This window comes from Enterobacter cloacae complex sp. ECL411 (assembly GCF_021869665.1).
GTDB lineage: Bacteria > Pseudomonadota > Gammaproteobacteria > Enterobacterales > Enterobacteriaceae > Enterobacter > Enterobacter intestinihominis.
Window position 1 is genome coordinate 2,382,459 of record NZ_CP091486.1, and the last position, 21,715, is coordinate 2,404,173.

General features: G+C 56.3%; 18 protein-coding genes and 2 pseudogenes. 5 read left to right on the forward strand and 15 right to left on the reverse strand.

Going from position 1 to position 21,715, the window contains the following annotated elements; genetic code table 11:
• Positions 1-60: 60 nt before the first annotated feature.
• A pseudogene (gene fusA, locus L3069_RS11365) lies at positions 61-2,162 on the reverse strand (elongation factor G).
• 161 nt (positions 2,163-2,323) lie between these two features.
• Here fusA and L3069_RS11370 point away from each other — a divergent pair.
• Complete coding sequence (locus tag L3069_RS11370; protein WP_022648218.1) at positions 2,324-2,626, forward strand: helix-turn-helix transcriptional regulator; 303 nt, start codon at positions 2,324-2,326, stop codon at positions 2,624-2,626.
• Between the two features lie 9 nt (positions 2,627-2,635).
• Here L3069_RS11370 and L3069_RS11375 read toward each other — a convergent pair whose 3' ends face one another.
• Complete coding sequence (locus L3069_RS11375) at positions 2,636-3,556, reverse strand: LysR family transcriptional regulator (protein WP_038416109.1); 921 nt, start codon at positions 3,554-3,556, stop codon at positions 2,636-2,638.
• A gap of 85 nt (positions 3,557-3,641) precedes the next feature.
• Between L3069_RS11375 and L3069_RS11380 the strand changes: the two genes are divergently transcribed.
• Positions 3,642-4,118, forward strand: coding sequence for a GNAT family N-acetyltransferase (locus L3069_RS11380; protein ID WP_022648220.1), 477 nt, complete (start codon positions 3,642-3,644; stop codon positions 4,116-4,118).
• A 140-nt stretch (positions 4,119-4,258) separates the two neighbouring features.
• Here the strand turns inward: L3069_RS11380 and L3069_RS11385 are convergent, their stop codons facing one another.
• From L3069_RS11385 to L3069_RS11440, 12 genes and pseudogenes are all read right to left on the reverse strand, one after another.
• Entirely contained in the window at positions 4,259-4,894 is a 636-nt protein-coding gene (locus L3069_RS11385; RefSeq protein WP_032624847.1) for a helix-turn-helix domain-containing protein, read from the reverse strand.
• A gap of 90 nt (positions 4,895-4,984) precedes the next feature.
• Complete coding sequence (locus tag L3069_RS11390) at positions 4,985-5,986, reverse strand: Kdo(2)-lipid IV(A) acyltransferase (protein ID WP_038416110.1); 1,002 nt, start codon at positions 5,984-5,986, stop codon at positions 4,985-4,987.
• 185 nt (positions 5,987-6,171) lie between these two features.
• The gene (gene pptA / locus L3069_RS11395) at positions 6,172-6,402 is read right to left on the reverse strand and encodes a tautomerase PptA (RefSeq protein WP_022648223.1); all 231 of its coding nucleotides are present in this window, start codon (positions 6,400-6,402) and stop codon (positions 6,172-6,174) included.
• A gap of 37 nt (positions 6,403-6,439) precedes the next feature.
• Complete coding sequence (locus L3069_RS11400) at positions 6,440-7,057, reverse strand: glutathione S-transferase family protein (RefSeq protein ID WP_022648224.1); 618 nt, start codon at positions 7,055-7,057, stop codon at positions 6,440-6,442.
• A gap of 166 nt (positions 7,058-7,223) precedes the next feature.
• Positions 7,224-8,111, reverse strand: coding sequence for a transporter substrate-binding domain-containing protein (locus L3069_RS11405; RefSeq protein ID WP_038416112.1), 888 nt, complete (start codon positions 8,109-8,111; stop codon positions 7,224-7,226).
• 9 nt (positions 8,112-8,120) lie between these two features.
• On the reverse strand, positions 8,121-8,894 hold the full coding sequence (locus tag L3069_RS11410; protein WP_100167649.1) for an amino acid ABC transporter ATP-binding protein: 774 nt from the start codon (positions 8,892-8,894) through the stop codon (positions 8,121-8,123).
• The gene (locus tag L3069_RS11415; RefSeq protein WP_022648227.1) at positions 8,878-9,804 is read right to left on the reverse strand and encodes an amino acid ABC transporter permease; all 927 of its coding nucleotides are present in this window, start codon (positions 9,802-9,804) and stop codon (positions 8,878-8,880) included. The genes L3069_RS11410 and L3069_RS11415 overlap by 17 nt, the downstream gene beginning before the upstream one ends.
• Positions 9,805-9,813: 9 nt before the next feature.
• Positions 9,814-10,323, reverse strand: a complete 510-nt coding sequence (locus tag L3069_RS11420) for a GNAT family N-acetyltransferase (protein ID WP_038416113.1) — start codon at positions 10,321-10,323, stop codon at positions 9,814-9,816.
• A gap of 9 nt (positions 10,324-10,332) precedes the next feature.
• Positions 10,333-12,596 (reverse strand): annotated as a pseudogene (locus tag L3069_RS11425) (NtaA/DmoA family FMN-dependent monooxygenase).
• 16 nt (positions 12,597-12,612) lie between these two features.
• The gene (locus L3069_RS11430; protein ID WP_038416115.1) at positions 12,613-13,734 is read right to left on the reverse strand and encodes an amidohydrolase; all 1,122 of its coding nucleotides are present in this window, start codon (positions 13,732-13,734) and stop codon (positions 12,613-12,615) included.
• Positions 13,731-14,732 carry an MsnO8 family LLM class oxidoreductase gene (locus L3069_RS11435; RefSeq protein ID WP_023306275.1) on the reverse strand — a complete coding sequence of 334 codons (1,002 nt, stop codon included), beginning with the start codon at positions 14,730-14,732 and terminating at the stop codon, positions 13,731-13,733. The genes L3069_RS11430 and L3069_RS11435 overlap by 4 nt, the downstream gene beginning before the upstream one ends.
• A 108-nt stretch (positions 14,733-14,840) precedes the next feature.
• A complete protein-coding gene (locus tag L3069_RS11440; protein ID WP_022648233.1) occupies positions 14,841-15,239 on the reverse strand; it encodes a cupin domain-containing protein in 399 nt (132 codons plus the stop codon).
• A gap of 112 nt (positions 15,240-15,351) precedes the next feature.
• Here L3069_RS11440 and L3069_RS11445 point away from each other — a divergent pair, with 112 nt between their 5' ends.
• Together L3069_RS11445 and ansP are read left to right on the forward strand one after the other, a co-directional pair.
• Positions 15,352-16,242, forward strand: coding sequence for a LysR family transcriptional regulator (locus tag L3069_RS11445; protein WP_022648234.1), 891 nt, complete (start codon positions 15,352-15,354; stop codon positions 16,240-16,242).
• A gap of 327 nt (positions 16,243-16,569) precedes the next feature.
• Positions 16,570-18,066 (forward strand): L-asparagine permease, encoded by a 1,497-nt coding sequence (gene ansP / locus L3069_RS11450; protein WP_038416116.1) that lies wholly within the window; start codon positions 16,570-16,572, stop codon positions 18,064-18,066.
• Between the two features lie 92 nt (positions 18,067-18,158).
• On the opposite strand, the gene L3069_RS11455 is transcribed toward ansP, so the two are convergent.
• On the reverse strand, positions 18,159-19,220 hold the full coding sequence (locus L3069_RS11455) for a YncE family protein (protein WP_038416117.1): 1,062 nt from the start codon (positions 19,218-19,220) through the stop codon (positions 18,159-18,161).
• A 247-nt stretch (positions 19,221-19,467) separates the two neighbouring features.
• Between L3069_RS11455 and pqqU the strand changes: the two genes are divergently transcribed.
• Positions 19,468-21,585: a TonB-dependent receptor PqqU gene (pqqU, locus tag L3069_RS11460; RefSeq protein WP_038416118.1), complete on the forward strand. Its 2,118-nt coding sequence runs from the start codon at positions 19,468-19,470 to the stop codon at positions 21,583-21,585.
• The last annotated feature ends 130 nt before the right edge of the window (positions 21,586-21,715 follow it).

Here is a 21,715-nt window from a genome sequence, read left to right on the forward strand (position 1 = left end):
AAACTCCCTGTCGTAATAATAAAGGCACATGGTAGCCAAATGACTACCATGTGTAATTAATTAGCTCTTCACGCGCTTCGCAATAATCTCATCCGCCACATTCCGCGGAGCTTCCGCAAAATGATGGAACTCCATCGTATACGTCGCGCGCCCCTGGGACATCGAGCGCAGCGTGGTGGCGTAGCCAAACATTTCAGCCAGCGGGACGTCAGCGCGAATAATCTGGCTGCCGTACTGCTCTGCCATCCCCTGCACCATGCCGCGGCGGGAGGAGAGATCGCCCATAATGTTCCCGGCATACTCTTCCGGCGTTTCCACCTCAACGTGCATCACCGGCTCAAGAATAACCGGATCCGCCCGCCGCGCGCCCTCTTTGAAGCCGAGGATCGCCGCCATGCGGAAGGCCATCTCCGAGGAGTCAACGTCATGGTAGGAACCAAACGTCAGGGTCGCTTTCACATCGACAACCGGATAGCCCGCCAGCACACCCGTATTCATGGCTTCTCGCAAGCCTTTTTCCACCGACGGGATGTACTCCCGCGGCACTACCCCGCCTTTGGTGGCATCTTCAAACACAAAACCACTTCCGGCTGCTAACGGCTCCAGACTCAGGACCACATGACCGTACTGCCCTTTCCCGCGGACTGTCGGACAAATTTACCTTCAATATCCTTCACCGCTTTACGCAGGGTTTCACGGTAGGTGACCTGTGGACGACCAATGTTTGCCTCAACGCCAAACTCACGCTTCATGCGGTCAACGATGATTTCGAGATGCAGTTCGCCCATCCCGGAGATAATGGTCTGACCGGACTCTTCGTCCGTGTGCAGGCGGAAAGACGGATCCTCCGCCGCCAGGCGCTGTAGGGCGATCCCCATTTTCTCCTGATCGGCCTTGGTTTTCGGCTCAATCGCCAGCGAAATAACCGGGTCCGGGAACTCCATCCGTTCAAGGGTGATCAACGCATTCGGGTCGGTCAGCGTGTCACCGGTGGTGACGTCTTTCAGCCCGACACAGGCTGCGATATCCCCTGTGCGCAGCTCGTCCACCTCATGGCGGTCGTTGGCATGCATCAGCACGATGCGCCCGATTCGCTCTTTTTTGCCCTTTACCGGGTTATAAACCGCGTCGCCTTTGCGCAGTATGCCGGAATAGACGCGAATAAAGGTCAACTGTCCGACGTACGGATCGCTCATCAGCTTGAAGGCCAGCGCAGAAAATGGTTCATCATCGCTTGGGTGGCGCTCGGCGTGCTGTCCGTCTTCGTCTACCCCATCGATAGCGGGCACGTCCAGTGGAGACGGCATCAATTCAATCACCGCGTCGAGCATGCGCTGCACCCCCTTGTTCTTGAAAGCGCTGCCGCACAGCATGGGCTGTATTTCACCGGAGATCGTCCGGATCCGTAGCCCTTTGATGATTTCCGCTTCATCCAGTTCACCCGTCTCAAGGTACTTATCCATAAGCTCATCGCTGGCTTCTGCCGCAGACGAGACCATTTTTTCTCGCCACGTCTGCGCGGTGCTCAGCAGATCGTCGGGCACCGGCGCGTAGGTGAACGCCATGCCCTGGGTCGCATCATCCCAAAGAATGGTGCGCATCTTGATGAGATCAACCACGCCGGTGAAGTGTTCCTCTGCGCCCACGGGGATCACAATCGGGACCGGATTAGCTTTCAGCCGCTCCTGCATCATCCGCACCACGCGGAAGAAATCCGCACCCGGGCGGTCCATTTTGTTGACGAATGCCAGACGCGGGACGTGATATTTATTCGCCTGACGCCAGACGGTTTCCGACTGCGGCTGCACGCCGCCGACGGAGTCATAAACCATCACCGCGCCGTCGAGCACACGCATGGAACGTTCCACCTCAATGGTGAAATCCACATGCCCGGGGGTGTCGATAATATTGATGCGGTGCGGTTCAAAGCCTCTGTCCATGCCGGGCCAAAAACAGCTCACCGCCGCCGACGTAATGGTGATCCCGCGCTCCTGCTCCTGCGCCATCCAGTCGGTGGTTGCCGCGCCATCGTGTACTTCACCCAGCTTGTGGCTCATCCCGGTGTAAAACAGGATGCGCTCAGTGGTGGTTGTTTTGCCCGCATCGATATGCGCGGAGATACCGATGTTGCGATAACGTTCGAGTGGAATGGGTCGGGGCATGATATTTCCTTACGTCTTCATGACGGGTTTGTGACGACCAGGATAGTCGCGTGTTTGTTCGTTTGTTATAATAGTCCTATTGTACGAGTATTATCGAACTATTTTTTAACGGTTGACCTATTGTTGATATAGCTCAATCTCACGCGAGACGCAGGAAAACGATGATCCCAAACCACCCGGAACCTGAACAAATACTGCTGGAAAATGTGCTGTTCGCCCTCGGCAATCCGCTGCGGCTGGCGATTATTCGACGGCTGGCCGACGGCAGTGAGCTGAGCTGCAACGCGCTGCGCCCGGACGAGGTGGTGAAATCAACCATGACTCACCACTGGCGTGTACTGCGCGACAGCGGCGTGATCTGGCAGCGCCCGCAGGGGCGCGAGAATATGATTTCACTGAGAAGAGAAGATCTGGACGCCCGCTTTCCGGGGCTGATGGCGATCCTGTTACAGTCGAAATCATAAGCGCTCTGACTATTGCCCTTCGGCCAGCGCGCGCAGCGTAGCTTTGAGCCAGTTCGTGACGCCTCGTTTCCCGCTGCGCTTGTGCGAATAAATTTTTACTTCAAACGGACTGATGTGGAACGGTAAATCAAAAATTTTAATACGGGTAGCTGGCAGCAGCTTTTCAGCGGCGAATCGAGGTAACGCCATCAGCAGATCGCTTTCTGCAATAACAAACGGGGCGCTGAGCATAGACGGGGTTTTGATCGCAATGTGTCGGGTATAACCCATGCGTTCCAGTTGCAAATCCAGCACCCCCTGCTTCTCATTCCACGGCGTAACCACAAGATGCCGGGCGGCGAGATAATCCTCCAGCGTGAGCGCGCTCCGGCTCGCATTGCTAATCACCACATATTCATCTTCGAACCAGCTGATCTCTTCCAGCTCCGGGTACCGGCGATCCTCAATGGTGCTGAATCCCAGGGCCAGATCCACCTCTCCTGCCAGTAATTCCGTCAATGCCGGGCTGTGCGGCAAATATCGTAATTCCAGACGCAAACCAGGCGCCGCATGTTGAAGCGTATTCATGAGCGCAGGGAATATGCAGAACGCGGTAAAGTCCGTTATCGCGATCTGCAAACACGCTGTACTGACAGCAGGATCAAATTCCGGCTGCGGCGACAGCTCCTGGTCGAGATATTTCAGGGCCGATGCAATAACTGGCGCAAGCTGGGTGGCATAGACGCTGGGACACATTCGATGTCCTTCCCGGTAGAACAGCGGGTCGTTGAGCGAAACACGCAGCCGTGACAGGGCATGGCTGAGCGCCGAGGTGCTCATCGCCAGCTCATCTGCCGCAAGTCGAACGGAACTGTGGCGATAAATCGCGTCAAAAACCGGCAGAAGGTTTAAATCAAGGCGCCTTAAGGCCGGATGCATAATATTCATCATTTATTGATTTCATTGCACTTAATTCTTCTGACATTAGCCTTTATGCTTATCCCCATCAACTACAAACAAAGATAAAGGGAAAGGAATGAGCATTACGATTCGTCAGGCGCGACCTGAAGATGCAGCGGCAATATACGATATGATTTACGAACTCGCAGTCTATGAAAAAGCGCCAGAAGAAGTGGTCACCACGCCGGACGAAATCCGTAAAACGCTGTTTGGTGCAGACAGTAAAACCGAAGCGCTGGTTGCCGAATATGCAGGCCATGCTGTGGGGTATGCCGTTTTTTTCACCAGCTATTCCACCTGGCTTGGTCGCAACGGCATCTATATGGAAGATTTGTATGTCTCCCCGGAATACCGCAGCAAGGGTGCGGGAAAAGCACTGCTTAAAAATATCGCGCAATGCGCAGTGGAACGTCACTGCGGCCGGCTGGAATGGAGCGTGCTTGACTGGAACCAGTCTGCAATTGATTTTTATCTGAGCATCGGCGCGGTACCGCAGTCCGAATGGGTACGCTATCGTCTTGATGGCGAGGCATTGCGGGCATTTGCTGAGTAGCAATGCCATCGCGTGAAACGCCCCTCTTTCTAAGGGGCATAATGTCAATGAAAGCGTTGCTGAAGCACGGTATATCTGAGAAAGAGCTTACCGTCTTTTTTTGTTTTCTCTGAGACGCTCGACGATTCAGCGACCGAGGCTCATTCCGGCTGCGTCAGGCTGTAGACAGGGATCCGCCGGGTTGTCATCGTTAGCGTATCAAACACCTCAGTCTCTGACGTCACAATCCTCGTGCCCGTTTTTCTTAGCCTCTGCACATCGGCCGCGATGCGCTGAATGCCAAACCAGAAAAGCCCGTCGAGCGCCGTTACAGATAGTCCATTTTCGAGTGCCAGTTTGAGTCGTTCCCTGGGCGCTTTCACCTGCTGTGCAATTTGCCGGTAAGGTACTTCACTTCCGCCAGTGCTGTCGCTTCGCTGGATCCGCGTTTTCAGGTGATAGGTAAATTCGTCAGGAACGCTTTCCAGGTCCTGTTTAAGGCTGTAAACGCAGCCAAACCGCTTGCCGTTGAACAGGACATTTTTTTGACTGAGCTGGAACTCATTTCTGATCCCATCAATCAACTGCGGGGCGCGGGTGAGGAGTAACCGGAAGGGAAGCTCAAAGCTGGTCACATAATCCACATTCAGCAGCGCGAGACGCAAACGCTCTTCCGCACCGGATTTTTGCTCGCGACACTCGCGCATCACTTCTGCCCACTGGCGGGTCAGACGTTCTGGCTCGGCGACTTCGGTGAGGAGATATTTTTCAAGGTGATAGTCGACTCTTCCGGTCATATTTTGCATCCCGACAAGGTGGATGCGGTAATTCTATCCAGCGGCGCAGATTTTATAAAGGGCGGAGCGCAACGGCATCCGCCCCCTGTGTTACTGCTGGATACTCGACCGATCCGACATATCGCTGGCAGAGAAAGTTCTGACTGAGGACTGGACCTGTTTTTTTCGCGCATACCAGTCCGGTTGCCCTTCAGGACGCGTTTTGAAGCGACGATGCAGCCACATATATTGCTCGGGTGCCATCATCACCGCACGCTCAATCGCCCTGTTCATCTGCGTAGCTACGGCCACTTTATCGCCTCCCTGCAAGGTATCGCTAATATCGTCCAGGATAATCAGCTCATACCCTGTGCCGTCTGCTTTTCTGCGTGGTACAAACGGGATCACGGCCGGTCTGGCACTTTTCACCAGCATATAGCTCCCGGCAGTTGTCGCGGCGTCCGGGACGGCAAAAAACGGCACAAACACGCTATTCGTTTTTCCATAGTCGTGATCCGGGGCATACCACAGGATCTCATTTTGCTTAAGCACGCGGATCATGCCCTTCAAATCGTAACGGTCGAGCATGGTTTTATTGGAACGCAGACGACCGCGCGTCTGTAGCCAGTCGAGCAACGCATTGTTGTTGGGACGATAGACGCCAATACCCGCGTTGAGCATGCCAAAGATGCGTGCGCCTAATTCCAGCGTGAGAAAATGCATGCCAATGAGCACCACGCCCCTTCCTTGCGCCCTTGCCTGTTCCATATGTTCGTAGCCGGTTACGCTGAAGTGTTTGCGCACGCGCCAGTCAGGCCAGAACCACGCGATGCCCGTTTCGATAACGCCCATTCCAACCGATTCAAAATTACGCTCAAGCAAACGCTCGCGCTCACCCTCTTTCATCTCCGGAAAGCAAAGCTCAAGATTTCGTCTGGCGATTTCCACGCGGCGTGGAAGCATGCGCATAGCCAGACGCCCGAGTCCGTGCCCTGCTTTTAACAGAAGCGAATATGGGAGCTGGACCGTACACCAGAGTGCGGCGATGCCTGCCCAACTGAACCAGTAACGAGGATGAATAAAGGCGAGTGAAAACCGAGGTAATTTTGTCATGAAAAAATTATCCTTTTACTATCTGTACTTAATCTGGTGCAGTTGTAGTGCTTACCTGCTGATTTAACGAATATTGTTCGGAGGAGTGAATTGTAGCGGAAACGTTGTGCTGTTTATTATCGATTTTTGCGAAAGGAATGAAAAGCGGGGATCGCCGGGTGATACTGCACCACCCGGCAGGCGAGTTACATCGAATAGCCGGGCTTCTTAATCAGTTCATCCAGTTTAGGTCCAATCTCGGTATCCCAGACCTGCGCCTTCCAGTCAGCTTCCTGGACTTCGTGAAGCGCCACGGAAATTGAGCGATCTTTGCTGTTCAGATGACGGACTATCGTTTCGGCGATATCCGCCGCCAGGGCCGTTTTTTGTTCGTCAGTCAGATCGCGTGGAAAACATTTGATATCAACGTGAGGCATGGGCAGGGCTCCTTTTATAGGTTAGCGTTCCACGTTATCAGATTATGTCGTTAGCTTTTAGCACCTTGTGCAGTTCTGGCAACGCGCAGACGGCATCCGCGATGGCGGTGATATTAGGTGCGTTGGTGGTAAACCACTCATGACCTGGCCCCCAGGTACGCACGACGGCAATATAGACGTCAAGCAGCGTTAGCTGTTGGCCAAAGGCATAAGGCGAGGCGCTGAGCTGGCTGTCAAACCACAGATAGAGGGATTTCCGGTACTCAATACAGTTTTTCTTCAGCTGTTCCGGGGCATCAGGCACCCAGCGTTCCGGGTAATCTGCATACGTAAAGGTGGGATAGACGTTCGCCACAAACCAGATGAGCAGGCGCTGAAACTGCTGGCGCTCGGCCTGCCCAACGGGCGGCGCGAGGTCGGGTCGTCTGTCGAGCACCATCAGGGCGATCGCCGCGGTTTCCGTCACGATCGCCCCGTTTTCCAGCTCCAGCGTCGGCACCTGGCACAGCGGGTTCAGTTTCAACAGCAATTCGCGCTGCGGGCCGGGCTGGTCAAACCCGTCCACGTTGACGAACTGATACGGGATGTCTGCCAGAGTCAGCATCACTTCACTGATTGCCGATCCCCAGCCGGGTACGCCATAGAGTTTGATCATGTTGCCTCCTCAGGGATGAAAACCCTAAGTGTATACCCGTCATACTTCAAGTTGCAGGTGCGTTGGCTGCATTCACTCACCCCAGTCACGTACTTATGTACGCTCCCGGGGATTCGTTCCCTTGCCGCCTTCCTGCAACTCGAATTATTTAGGGTATAGAGCACCATTAGTAGGTTATCCCGGGCGGATTAACGTCTGAAGACGTCACCGCTTCGCCCGCTTCCCCCCAGCGCGCCAGCACCTTTTGATAATCCCCGCGCTTAATCGCACCGTCCAGCGCAGCCTGCAACGCATACACCAGCCCATTGCCTTTTTTGGTTGTGGTGGCGACATAGGCTTTCTTCGGGCCTAATCCCACGACGCGGGTTTTGCCGGTTAACGCGGCTTTGTAGGCCGAAATGGACTGCGGTCCAAAGAAGACATCCGCCCTGCCGGACTGAATATAGAGATTGCCTGAGGCGTCGTCGGTCAGATAAACCGGCAACGCAGGCTCGCGTCCGGCCTTTTTATTCTCTTCGTTCCAGCCCAGCAGAATACGTTCCTGATTGGTGCCTGACCCGACAATCACCTTTTTACCGGCCAGATCTTTCGCACTGGTGATCGACTGTACGTTGCTGGTGGATTTCACCGAGAAGGCCAGGGAATCGACGCGATAGGTTGCAAAATCGAACTTCTCCTTACGTTGCTCGGTGACGGCGATATTCACCAACGCCACGTCATAGCGCCCGGAAGTGATCCCCAGCGGCCAGTCTTCCCACGCCGTTGGCACCAGCTTCAGCTTCAGCCCCAGACTGCCCGCCAGTAACCGGGCGATATCCGGGTCGCTGCCAATACGGGTGCGGTTATCACTGGCCAGCAGCGCCAGCGGCGGAGAATTCAGGGCTGAAATCGCCACCGTGAGGGTACCCGGCTCAACAAATTTATAGTTCGCCGGGATTTTCGCCACTGCCTGTTGATCAACCGTCACTGGCAGCGGCTGTTCGTTGGCCTTTAAATCAATGCTTGCGTGGCTCGCTGTCGTGAAGACCAGCCCCGCCAGGAGTCCATATTTCATCTGCGCTCCTTACAGCACTTTTGAGAGGAACTGGCGCGTTCGCGGATGCGACGGTCGGTTTAACACGTCGTCGCTGCTGCCCTGCTCCACAATTTTACCGTCGACCATAAATACCACCTGGTCCGCCACTTCCCGTGCAAAGCCGATCTCATGGGTGACCACCACCAGCGTAGTGCCGGAGCGGGCGAGCTTTTTAATCACGTCCAGCACTTCGCCAACCAGCTCCGGATCCAGCGCCGAAGTTGGCTCATCAAACAGCATCACGCGCGGGCGCAGCGCCAGCGCGCGGGCAATGGCGATGCGCTGCTGTTGGCCGCCGGAGAGGTGACGCGACCAGGCATCGGCTTTATCTCGCAGACCTACCACATCCAGAAGGCTGTAGGCGTTTTCAATAGCCTCTTTTTTACTGAACCTTTTATGCGCGATGGGTGCTTCAACCAGGTTTTCCAGCACCGTAAGATGCGGAAAAAGATTGAAGTTCTGAAACACATACCCAACGTTGACGCGCTGTTTGAGGATCTCTTTCTCTTTGAGCTCGTAGAGTTTGTCACCCTGACGGCGATAGCCGATGTAATCACCGTCGATCTGAATAAAGCCTTCGTCTACGCGCTCCAGATGGTTAATAGTGCGCAGCAGCGTCGATTTTCCCGAACCAGAGGGTCCGAGGATCACCGTCACGGAGCCCGGTGGGATCTCAAGCGTGACGTTATCGAGCGCTTTATGTCGGCCAAAAAACTTACTGACGCCGGTTATGGAAATGTGTCCTTCAGGAGAGGCTTGCATGAACGGGCTCCTGTGCTGACGAAGTGGTGACGGAACGCGCGCGGCTGGTCGCCCGGCTCTGGTTTACGGCGGAGCGGCGCTCGCTGCGGGCGAGTCCACGCTCAATAACATGCTGGATGGCAGACAGTACGGTGGTGATCACCAGATACCAGACGGCCCCCACCATCAACAGCGGGATCACCTCCTGGGTGCGGTTGTAGATCATCTGGATCGTGTAGAACAGTTCCGGCATCGCCAGCACGTAAACCATCGCCGTCCCTTTGGCGAGGCTGATGATTTCGTTAAACCCGGACGGCAGGATGGTGCGCAGCGCCTGGGGGAGAATTATGCGCACGGTGCGACGCCACGCCGGCAGACCCAGCGCAGCGGCCGCCTCATACTGACCGTGGTCGACCCCAAGGAAGCCCCCGCGAATGATCTCCGCCGTATAGGCGCTCTGCACCAGCGTCAGCCCCACGATGGCGGTAGAAAACTGCCCGAGAACGTTGATGGTTTCAAAGCTGCCCCAGGTAATGCCGGTAAAAGGCACGCCGAGAGAGAGCGTGTCGTAGAGATAGGAGAAGTTATAGAGGATAATCAGCACCACGATCAGCGGCAGCGATCGGAACAGCCAGATGTAGCCCCACGCCAGGCTGCTCAACAGCCATGATGACGAGAGCCGAGCCAGCGCCAGCATGCCGCCAATCACCACGCTCAATACGGTGCTTATCAACGTCAGCAGCAGCGTCTGTCCGACGCCTTCGAGGATCACCGGGTCAAAGAACCAGCGGGCAAATACCGCCCACTCCCAGCGCGGATTAAAGGCCACGGACTGGATCACGACAGCCAGCACAAACAGCGCCACCACGGCGCCAGCAGCGCGCAGCGGATAACGTGCCGGGACCACTTTTATGGTTTCAACGTTGCTCATCGTCGCTCCTTATGCGGTTTTGCTGAGCGCTTCGCGGATCAGCGTCTTGGTGAAACGCAGCCGACCGTCGAACGGCGGCTGGCTATACTCTTCCGGGTCGCGGTTGAGATCGAACTGCGGCTGATACCCCTGACTGAGATAGAGCCGCACCGCCTCCGGCTGACGAAACCCCGTAGTCAGGTAGATGTGGCTGTAACCCGCCAGCACCGCCCGGCGCTCCAGCTCCTGTACCACGCGCGCGGCCAGTCCCTGCTGGCGCAGCGTTTTATTCGTCCAGATACGTTTGATCTCTGCGGTATGTTCGTCGAAGGGCTTGTACGACCCGGTGGCGATGATCTCGCCATCGCGCTCCAGGACGATAAACAGCCCCTGCGGCGCCAGGTACCACTCTGTCAGCTCGACTTCCGCATCCTTTGAAAAGTAGTCGCCGTAACGAGCGGCGTACTCACCGAAAAGCCCCGCGATAATGGGCTGAAGATCGGCATCTTCCGGCGAAACGTCACGAAATTGTTCCTGCATAGCGCCTCCTTAATCGCCCAGACCCGCCGGGTTAACTTCGGAACTGGAGATACGCTCCACGCCTTCCCCCCAGCGGTTTAGCACCTTGTCGTAATCTCCGTTCTTGATCGCGCCGTTCAGCGCGGTTTGAACCGGTTCGACCAGACCGCTGCCTTTTTTCAGCGTCACCGCGATATGCGCCGCCTTCGGCCAGCCGCCGTCGACGCTGCCGACCAGTTTGGTTTTACCGTTGAGCGCCGCTTTCCAGGCGCCGATCACGTTCGGGCCAAAGTAGGCGTCCGCGCGTCCGGACTGAAGCGCCAGCGTTTGGGCCGCGTCGTCTTTGGTGTAGATCGGCGTAAAGGGTTTAAGCCCTTTTTTGAGGTTCTCTTCGTTCCATGCCAGCAGAATGGCTTCCTGGTTGGTGCCGGAACCCACGATGATGCGCAGCCCGGCGATATCCTCTGCCTTCACAAGCGAGTTGATGGGACTGGTGGATTTCACGTAGAAGCCAAGTGAATCCTTGCGATAGGTGGCGAAGTCGAACTTCTCTTTGCGCGCTTTGGTGACGGTGATGTTGCTGATAGCCGCATCGTATTTCCCGGAGGCCACCCCCAGCGGCCAGTCCTCCCAGGAGGTGGGAACCACGTTCAGCTCCAGCCCAAGGCTGTCCGCCACCAGACGCGCAATGTCGACCTCACTTCCCAGCAGGGTCTTGTTGTCGTCGGAAAAGACCGTCAGCGGCGGTTGATTCAGTCCCGCCACCGCCACGGTAAATTTCCCGGGCACGGCAAAGCGATAGTCTTTCGGCAGTTGCGCGATCGCATCGCTGTTTTTGGCGGTATTGATCGGCGTTTTATTGGCCTCAATGCTCACGCCGGTGCCGTTAATATTGACGTTCTCTGCCCAGACGGCAGGGGTAAAAGCCAGCGCAAGCGCCAGAATAAGCGATGATTTCTGCATAGCGTTTTTCTCTTTTATTGTTGTGTGAACTGATTTTTGGGCTCGTCTAAGCCCAGACTTTCGCGCAGCGTGGTGCCGGGATAGTCGGTGCGGAACAGGCCGCGCGCCTGTAAAACGGGCACCACCTGGTCGACAAAGCGCGGGAAGGTGTCCGGCGTACCGCCCTGAATGATGAAGCCATCCGCCGCCTTCTCCTCGAACCAGGCCTGTAAACCATCGGCCACCTGCTCCGGTGTGCCGGAAAAACGCGGGCGCGGCGATGCGGCTTCCAGCGCGACCTGACGCAGGGTTAAGTTGCGCTCACGGGCGTTACGCTTGATTTCATCGGTGGTGCTGCGGAAGCTGTTTTTGCCCAAATCGCCAATGTCCGGGAACAGCGCGTCGAGGGAATACTGGCTGAAGTCGTGATGCTCGAAATAACGTCCGAGGTAATTCAGCGCATCATTAATGGAGACCAGTGCCGCCGTGGTTTGATACTGGTTTTCTACGTCATCGGCGTCGTTTCCAACAATCACGCTGACGCCCTGGAATATATGTAAATCCCCTGCGCGGCGGCCGTGACTTTCCAGCTGCTGTTTAACATCGCGGTAAAAAGCCTGGGCTTCTTCTAGCGTGTCATGGTGGGTAAAAATCGCGTCAGCATGTTTTGCCGCCAGCTTTTTACCGTCGTCGGACGCACCAGCCTGAAAGACAATCGGACGTCCCTGCGGGGTGCGGCCAATATTCAGCGGGCCAGAAACCCGGAAGAAATCACCGTGGTGATCCAGAGTATGCAGTTTCGACGCATCAAAGAACTGTCCGCTCTCTTTATTGCGGATAAAGGCATCCCCTTCCCAGGAGTCCCACAGCCCTTTCACCACGTCGAGATACTCATCGGCAATGCGGTAGCGCAGCGCATGCTCCGGGTGTTTTTCGCGGGAGAAGTTCTTCGCTGACCCTTCCAGCGGCGACGTCACCACGTTCCAGCCCGCGCGTCCGTTGCTCAGGTGATCGAGGCTGGCGAACTGGCGTGCAACGGTGAAAGGCTCGCTGTACGAGGTGGATAACGTGCCGACCAGCCCCAGGCGCGAGGTGATACTCGCCAGCGCGGACAACAGCGTCAGCGGCTCAAAGCGGTTTAAAAAATGCGGAATGGATTTCTCGTTAATATAAAGACCGTCGGCCACAAATATAAAGTCGAGCTTGCCCTCTTCTGCTTTTAAAGCCGTCTCTTTGACGAAATCAAAATTAATGCTGGCATCCGCGACCGCCGCGGGATGGCGCCAGGCAGACATATTTCCGGATGCACCATGCAAAATGGTCCCCAGCCGCAATTGACGATGTGCAGTCATATTCACCTCAAATTAATTAAACGTGTTGCAGGGCTTTTTCCGCGAGCTGAGCAAAATAGCGGGCAGCGGGTTCGATTAATGCTTCGTCCGGGTTAAATGCCGGGTGATGTAACCCAAACGGACTGTTGCTGCCAATGCTGACAAACGCGCCGGGTATGTTTTGCAGATAGACCGCGAAATCCTCCCCGCCCATGTGCAGCTCCGCATGCCGGGTTTCATATCCCGCTTCGCGCGCGACCGAGGTGGCAAACCCGGCCCAGTGCTCATCGTTCACCAGCGCGGTGGGCCCGGCGTACCAGGTGATGTTGATCTGCGCGCTAAAAGCGCTGGCAAATCCGGCGGCGATTTCACCGACGCGCGCTTTCACGTTCTGCTGCACTTCCGTGCGGTGCGTGCGCAGCGTGCCCTCCAGCTCAACGCTTTCCGGCAGCACATTCCAGGTATTCCCCCCGGCGATGCGCGTCACGCTCAGAACAACCGAATCCAGTGTATTGACGTTACGGCTGGCTACGCTTTGCAGCGCGGTTACCAGCTGGCTTGCCAGCACGATGGCGTCGTTGCCTTCATGGGGACGTGCGGCATGCGCGCCTTTGCCGGTAACGTGAATAACGAAGCGATCGACGTTGGCATAGAACGGGCCGCCGCGCGTGGCAAATTCGCCGACCGGCAGTGAAGGCTCGTTATGCATTCCGAAAATCGCGCGTACGTCGCGTAACGCCCCGGCCCGCACCATGCTTTTCGCTCCGCCGAAATTTTCTTCCGCAGGCTGGAACAGGATCCGCACGCGACCGTTAAGCGAGGCTTCCCGCTCTTTCAGCTTTAGCGCGGCGCCGAGGATCACGCTGGTGTGAATGTCGTGTCCGCAGGCATGCATCACCCCGGCGCGCCGGGAGCTAAACGGCACCCCGCTGCGCTCGTCAATGGGTAACGCGTCGATATCGGCGCGCAGCGCAATCAGTGCGTTGCCCATGCCGATCTCCGCAACCAGCCCGGTCTGGAGATCGTAAGGCAGCGGTGCAATCCCGGCTGCCGTCAGCCACTCGCACAGGCGGGCCGTTGTTTCGACCTCCTGACCGGAGAGTTCAGGGTTCTGGTGCAGCTCACGGCGCCAGGCAATCAGTTGTTCGCTAAAGCTCATACGGTCACCTCCCTGTTAAATCGCGCCTCGGCCAGCAGTCGCAGTGACTGCACGCGCGTTGCGCCATCAGCGACCGGCGTGTCGATGATAAATTCGTCAATTCCCCACTGCTGATGCAGCGCGTTGAGCTGTTCAAGCACCGAATCCGCCGTTCCGGCCAGCAGAGACTGCGCCCGACGCGCGATGCGCACCGGGTCACTCCCCGCCTGCCGCGCAAAGGCGTAGGCCTGTTCTTCGCTGGCCACGGTGACGCGCTGTCCGTTTACCAGCTCCACGCCCCACACTTCAACCTTCTGCGCCAGCGCATCGGCCTCAGCCTGGGTTGGGGCAACAATGACCTGCACGGCCACAATCACCTCCCGGACGCTGTGTTGACGCCACGCTGTGACGACCTCGCGCAGCAGCTCAGGATCACCGTTCAGATGGGCGGCAAAGACAAAATGCCAGTCGAGGGAGGCCGCCAGTAGCGCGCTTTCGGTACTGGCGCCCAGCAGAAATCCTCGGGCAGGCACCGGCGGCAGCGGCGTGGCGCGAACGTCCTCCTCCGCTGACTGATTTTCAGGGCGGATCCAGCGATCAAGCTGCGTCAGTTGTTCAGTAAAGCTGCCTTTTTCCTGCGGATTTAGGCCGTACTGCAAGGCGCGGGTAGAAAGCGGCAGACCGCCGGGCGCTTTGCCAACGCCCAGATCAACCCGGCCCGGCGCAATGGCGGCCAGTACGTTAAAATTTTCGGCGACTTTATAGGGGCTGTAATGTTGCAGCATGACGCCGCCTGAGCCCACGCGAATACGTTTTGTTTGCCCGAGGATCCAGGCAATCAGCAGCTCCGGCGAGGGGCTGGCAAGCTGCGGGGTATTGTGGTGTTCGGCAATCCAGAAGCGGTGATAACCCAGCGTTTCTGCCTGTTGCGCCAGTGCTAAGGTTCGCGCCAGCGCATCGGCGGCTGTTTCGTGTTCTGCGACGGGGCTTTTATCCAGAATGCTGATTCGCCATGACATGTTGCGTTCTCGTTTGACTTAACATGTCGTCATTATTAAAGGCGGATTTCACCTCTGAGAAACAATTAATTTACATTTGGATTGCCGGAAATCAGCTATAGCTTACCGCTACTCGTTCGGATACTGCTCGTCGGTGACCTTCTCCAGCCATGCCACCGGGCTCCCGTCGACAGCTTCTGCGATGGCGATATGGGTCATGGCCGTCTGCGCGCTTGCGCCGTGCCAGTGCTTCACGCCGGGTGGGATCCAGGCGATATCACCCTGATTCAGCGGTTCCGCCTCTTTCCCCCACTCCTGTAACCAGCCGCGCCCCTGCGTCACGATCAGCGTTTGTCCAAGAGGATGCGTATGCCAGGCGGTACGTGCGCCGGGTTCAAAGGTGACGGTCGCGCCGCCGACTTTTGCCGGTTCAGTCGCCTGGAAAGGTGCGTCAATGCGCACGCTGCCGGTAAACCAGGCCTCTGGCCCATGAACGGAAGGTAGCGAACCGCTACGGATAATTTTCATGATCTACTCCTCGTTTGCTATTGCGTTAACAGTAGCGTAAAGCCATGGGGAGCATTAGAGTGCATAATCAGAAAGGAACTATGAGTTCAATTCATAAATAGGATAAGCCGCCATGTTAAAAGACAACTTCAACGATCTGCTCTCCTTTATGGTTGTCGCCCGGGAGCGCAGCTTTACCCGCGCCGCGGCGCAGCTTGGGGTATCTCAGTCGGCGCTCAGTCACGCGATGCGCAATCTGGAAGCGAGGCTGGAAGTCCGTCTGTTAACCCGCACCACCCGCAGCGTGGCCCCTACCGAGGCCGGCGAGCAACTCTTCATGCGCTTAAGCCCCCATCTGCTGGAGATCGAGCAGGAACTTACCGCGCTGCGTGATACCCGCGACAGACCTGCCGGGAATATTCGCCTAACCGCCGGGGAGCACGCCATGTCTGCCGTGCTGTGGCCTGTGCTTAAACCCTTTATGGCGCAGTATCCTGACATCAACGTTGAAGTCACGGTGGACGATGGGCTGACAGATATTGTCGATGGCCGCTTTGACGCGGGGGTGCGTCTGGGTGAGCAGGTGGCGAAAGATATGATTGCGATACGTATTGCCCCGGACATGCGCATGGCGGTCGTCGGGTCGGCAGACTATTTGCATCGTTTCGGGGTACCGGAAACGCCGGAGCAGCTTGATCAGCACCGCTGCATTAATATGCGCCTGCCCACACGCGGCGGATTATATGCCTGGGAATTTGAACGGGACGGACGTGAGCTGCGCGTGCGGGTTGACGGCCAATTGATCCTCAACAGCCTGCCGCAACGCATTGATGCCGCCGAAAACGGTCTGGGGCTGGCGTACGTCCCGGAAGATGCGGTTCAGGACGCCCTTGCTGAGGGCCGGTTAGTGCGTGTGCTTGAAGCCTGGTGTCCGGCTTTTGCCGGTTATCATCTCTATTATCCGAGCCGCCGCCAGCACACTTCCGCGTTTTCATTACTTATCGCAGCTCTGCGGCATCCATAAGTTCTACCTATAGGTAACTATTAAGTAAACCTGATGATTAAATCAGCATTCGCCGACCTTTTTGCCTAAAAAAACGTCACGATTCAGCGCGTTGTGATCGCAGTCTGCTCTGACCACACGATTTCCTTCGACGAGCATCACTTTCGGCACGGTTATATTTTGCGTCGCTTATCAATTGCGGGTAGGATGCCTCGCCATGTTTTGCCTTATCCATACACAGAATGACTGGAAAGGCAGCATGTGTCTGCGCAGAAGCAATCGTTTGTTTCGGCTTCTGCCAGGCAGGACTATCACGTTAATGGTTCAGACAGGCAAACAGGTAACTCAATGAAAACAAGCAATAAAAGCGCAGCCGATCATCATGCTGCTAAACGTCGCTGGTTGAACTCTCATGAAGAGGGCTATCACAAGGCGATGGGCAACCGTCAGGTTCAGATGATCGCCATCGGCGGCGCTATCGGTACAGGTCTTTTTTTAGGTGCAGGCGCACGTCTGCAAATGGCTGGCCCCGCTCTCGCCCTGGTCTATCTGGTGTGCGGTATCTTCTCTTTCTTCATTCTTCGCGCCCTCGGCGAGCTGGTGCTCCACCGCCCTTCCAGCGGTAGCTTTGTCTCTTACGCCCGTGAATTTCTCGGTGAAAAGGCCGCGTATGTCGCGGGCTGGATGTACTTCGTTAACTGGGCAATGACCGGTATCGTCGATATCACCGCCGTTGCGCTGTACATGCACTACTGGGGCGCGTTTGGCGATGTGCCGCAGTGGGTGTTCGCCCTCGGGGCGCTGGCAATCGTCGGGACCATGAACATGATTGGCGTGAAATGGTTCGCCGAGATGGAGTTCTGGTTCGCGCTGGTGAAGGTGCTGGCCATTGTGATCTTCCTGGTGGTCGGGACCGTATTCCTCGGCACCGGTAAACCGCTGGACGGCAACGCCACCGGCTTCCATCTGATTACCGATAACGGTGGTTTCTTCCCGCACGGCCTGCTGCCAGCGCTGGTTCTGGTCCAGGGCGTGGTATTCGCCTTTGCCTCCATCGAACTGGTCGGTACGGCGGCAGGTGAATGTAAAGATCCGCAGACGATGGTGCCTAAAGCCATCAACAGCGTGATCTGGCGTATCGGTCTGTTCTATGTGGGCTCCGTGGTATTGCTGGTACTGCTGCTGCCGTGGAATGCATACCAGGCGGGGCAAAGTCCGTTTGTGACCTTCTTCTCTAAGCTGGGCGTGCCGTACGTGGGCAGCATCATGAACATCGTGGTACTGACTGCCGCGCTCTCCAGCCTGAACTCCGGGCTCTATTCGACGGGCCGTATCCTGCGCTCCATGTCGATGGGGGGCTCTGCGCCGAAGTTTATGTCGAAGATGAGCAAGCAGCAGGTGCCTTACGCGGGTATTCTGGCTACGCTGGTGGTGTATATCTTTGGCGTGTTCCTGAACTATCTCGTGCCGTCTCAGGTGTTTGAGATCGTGCTGAACGTCGCTGCGCTGGGCATCATCGCCTCCTGGGCCTTTATCGTGGTGTGTCAGATGCGTCTGCGCAAAGCAATTAAAGAAGGGAAAGCGGCTGACGTCAGCTTCAAGCTGCCGGGCGCGCCGGTAACCTCCTGGCTTACCCTGCTATTCCTGTTGAGCGTGCTGGTGCTGATGGCCTTCGACTACCCGAACGGTACTTACACCATCGCCACAATCCCGCTGCTGGCGGTGCTGTTGATTGCTGGCTGGTTTGGCGTGCGTAAACGCGTGAATGAAATCCACAGTACCGCCCCGGTTCATCCTGGAGATGACAATCAGGATGGTCCGCTGGTGGAAGAGACGTCGCGTTAATAAAAAAGCCGGGTGGCGGCTACGCCTTACCCGGCCTGCATTTCATGGTTTTCCAGTCCCGGTAAGCGCAGCGCCACCGGGTAATTCCTACCTTAAAGCGCGATACGAATCACATCGTCAGGCTGAGTGGCTTCCTGCTGACGGGTAGACTTCTGTTTCACCGTCACGTACAGCGTTTTACCGTCCGCAGACAGCGCCAGGCTGTTCGGGTAAACCGGCGTATCGAAGGTTTTGGTCATTTTGTAAGTTTTGGCGTCAATCACGCTCACCTTGCCCGCCTCGCGGTGCGTCACATAGGCTTCGTTACGCGCCGGGTTAAACAGTACGGCCAGCGATTCTGGCGCGGCGATTTTCTGCATTACGCTGCCATCTTTCAAATTCACCACCAGCACTTCAGGCTGTTTTGAATCCGTCACAAACGCACGCTGGCCGGCAGTGTCCAGGCTCAGGTTCAGGTAGAAGTGCTCTTTTCCGTCTTCCTGTACTTTCTTACGGCTGAGGATTTTGTTGGTCGCGGTATCAATGGTCACCAGCTCACCGTCCGCATTGGTGGTATACAGGCGTTTTGCCTTCGCATCCAGCGCCAGTCCGGTGCTGAACGTGCCGGTGTTCGTGATGGTGTCCTTCAGCTTCAGCGTTGCGCCATCAACAACCCAGATCACGCTCTCCTTGCCGATGCCGGTAATGTATACCGTATTGGTCGTGTCATCGGCCACCAGCTGGCGCGGCTGAAGCGGCTTCACCGTGTCGCTACGTTTGCGATCGTCCAGCACCAGGCGCCCTTTCACCTCGCTCGTTTTGGCGTCAATCGCCGTCACGGCGCTGTTGACGGTGTTACCGAACCACAGCGTCTGGGTGGCGTTATCGATCGTGGCGCCAAACGGCTTGAGATCGTTATGAATCGCCTGCGTCACTTCCAGCGTGACCGGATCCAGACGATAGACCACGCCGCCCTTATCGGTTTTGCGGCTTTGTGACGTCGCAACCCACAGCGCGTTTTCCTGCTGGCTGACGGCCATTTCATACGCGCCCTTGCCGACCGCTTTGCGCAGCATCTCTTCAGCGGCATGAACCTGGAACGTACCGGCAAACAGTAAAGAGCCCAACAGCAGAGACCCACGCAGGCGCGGCGAGCACAGATGACGTAAAGACATAACAATTCCTTTTTAAATGAGGATATTTACCGCTGACATCGCTTCCGGCGGGCAAAGTCATCGCTTTGCCGTTATTTTAATGAGAATAGTAATCATTAATGAGTTGAATGTGGAGTATTTCTTTCCTGCAAAACCTTACATTCACGAAATGTGCGGTTATAGTTTTCATAACATTTACAAAGGATTTAACATATATACACAGGTTCCAGTTGATTTGGTTCGAAATTTTTCTTAACCGGCTTACTCCATGAAAATTATTACTGCCCATAAGGCATCACTACCCCTGTTGTTCGTTCCCGTCATTTTTGGCCCGCTGAGTGCGATGGCCGCGGATGAACAGACCATGATCGTCAGCGCCACGCCGCAAACCGTCTCAGAACTGGACACCCCGGCCGCCGTCAGCGTGGTGAGCGGCGAGGATATGCGACATGCCACACCGCGCATCAACCTTTCTGAATCCCTTGGGAGCGTACCTGGCCTGCAAATCCAGAACCGCCAGAACTATGCTCAGGATCTGCAACTTTCCGTTCGCGGATTCGGCGCGCGCTCAACCTTCGGCGTACGCGGGATCCGCATGTACGTGGACGGCATTCCGGCAACCATGCCCGATGGCCAGGGGCAGACATCAAACATTGACCTCAACAGCATAGAGAGCGTCGACGTGCTGCGCGGCCCCTTCTCGGCCCTGTACGGTAATGCCTCCGGCGGCGTGATCAACATCAACACCCAGACCGGACAACAGCCAGCCACCATTGAAGCCAGCAGCTATTACGGCAGCTACGGCACCTGGCGTTACGGTATGAAGGCCACCGGGGCGGTGGGTGATGGTACTCAGGCGGGCGAGGTGGATTACGCCGTATCCACTACCCGTTTCACCACCCATGGCTATCGCGACCACAGCGGCGCGCGCAAAAACCTCGCCAACGCGAAACTGGGCGTGCGCATTAATGATGTCAGCAAGCTGACGCTGATTTTTAACAGCGTGCACATGAAAGCCAACGATCCGGGCGGACTGAGCTATCAGGAGTGGCAGAACAACCCGCGCCAGTCACCACGTGGCGATCAGTACAACACGCGTAAGACCATTAAGCAGACCCAGGCCGGGATCCGCTACGACCGTCAGATGAGCGAACAGGACGACCTCAGCGTGATGATGTATGCCGGGGAGCGTGAAATGACTCAGTACCAGTCCATTCCGGCGTCCACTCAGCGCGAGAATCCTGCGCATTCGGGCGGTGTGATTGATATGCAGCGTCACTATCAGGGTATTGATACGCGCTGGACCCACCGCGGTGAGCTGCTGGTTCCGGTGACATTCACCACCGGGCTGAACTACGAAAACATGAGCGAGAATCGTCGCGGGTATGAGAACTTCGTGATGGACAACGGCGTGCCAGATTATGGCGTGAAGGGTAATAAACGTCGTGACGAACGCAATCTGATGTGGAACCTGGATCCCTACCTGCAAACCCAGTGGCAGCTAACGCAAAAACTGTCCTTAGAGGCGGGTGTACGTTATAGCTCCGTCTGGTTTGACTCCAACGATCGTTACATTACCCCGCAAAACGGTGATGACAGCGGCGACGCCAGCTACCACAAATGGCTCCCGGCAGGTGCGGTGAAATACGCCGTGACCGACGCATGGAACCTTTATGCCGCGGCAGGACGGGGATTTGAGACGCCGACCATCAACGAACTTTCCTACCGTTCTGATGGCAAAGGTGGCCTCAATATGAACCTGCAACCGTCCACCAACAACACCTATGAGATTGGCAGCAAAACCCGCATCGGCAATGGCATCCTGACGGCGGCGCTGTTCCGCACGGATACCGACAATGAGATCGTGGTGGACGAAAGCAAGGATGGTCGCACGACTTATAAAAACGCGGGAAAAACGCGCCGTCAGGGTGTGGAAATTGCGCTCGACCAGCAGTTTGCCGAGAACTGGAAGCTGAAGATGGCGTGGACCTATCTTGATGCCACCTACCGCACCAACGTCTGTAGCAATGCAGACTGTAGCGGCAACCGGATGCCGGGGATCGCCCGTAACATGGGATATGCGTCGTTTGGCTGGGAGCCTGAGGAAGGCTGGTACGCAGGGGCAGATGCCCGCTACATGAGTGATGTCATGGCCAACGATACCAACACCGCTAAAGCGCCCTCTTATACCGTAGTGGGCCTGAATACAGGGTATAAACTCAACTACGGCAAATGGGGAATGGACGTCTTTGGTCGCGTCGATAACCTGTTCGATAAAGAGTACGCCGGTTCAGAGATTGTTAACGCTGGCTACAACCGCTTTTACGAACCTGCCCCTGGTCGTAACTATGGCGTGGGCCTGTCGGTCTCTTATCGTTTTGAGTAAACCATTCTCCGGCAGCGCACGTTGCCGGTAAAAAATAAGCAAAATAACATCATTCCCGGTTGCCTGATGCGCCGGGAATATTATCAAGGACGTTTGATACAAATAAACAAATAAGTGCGCCAGAGGGATC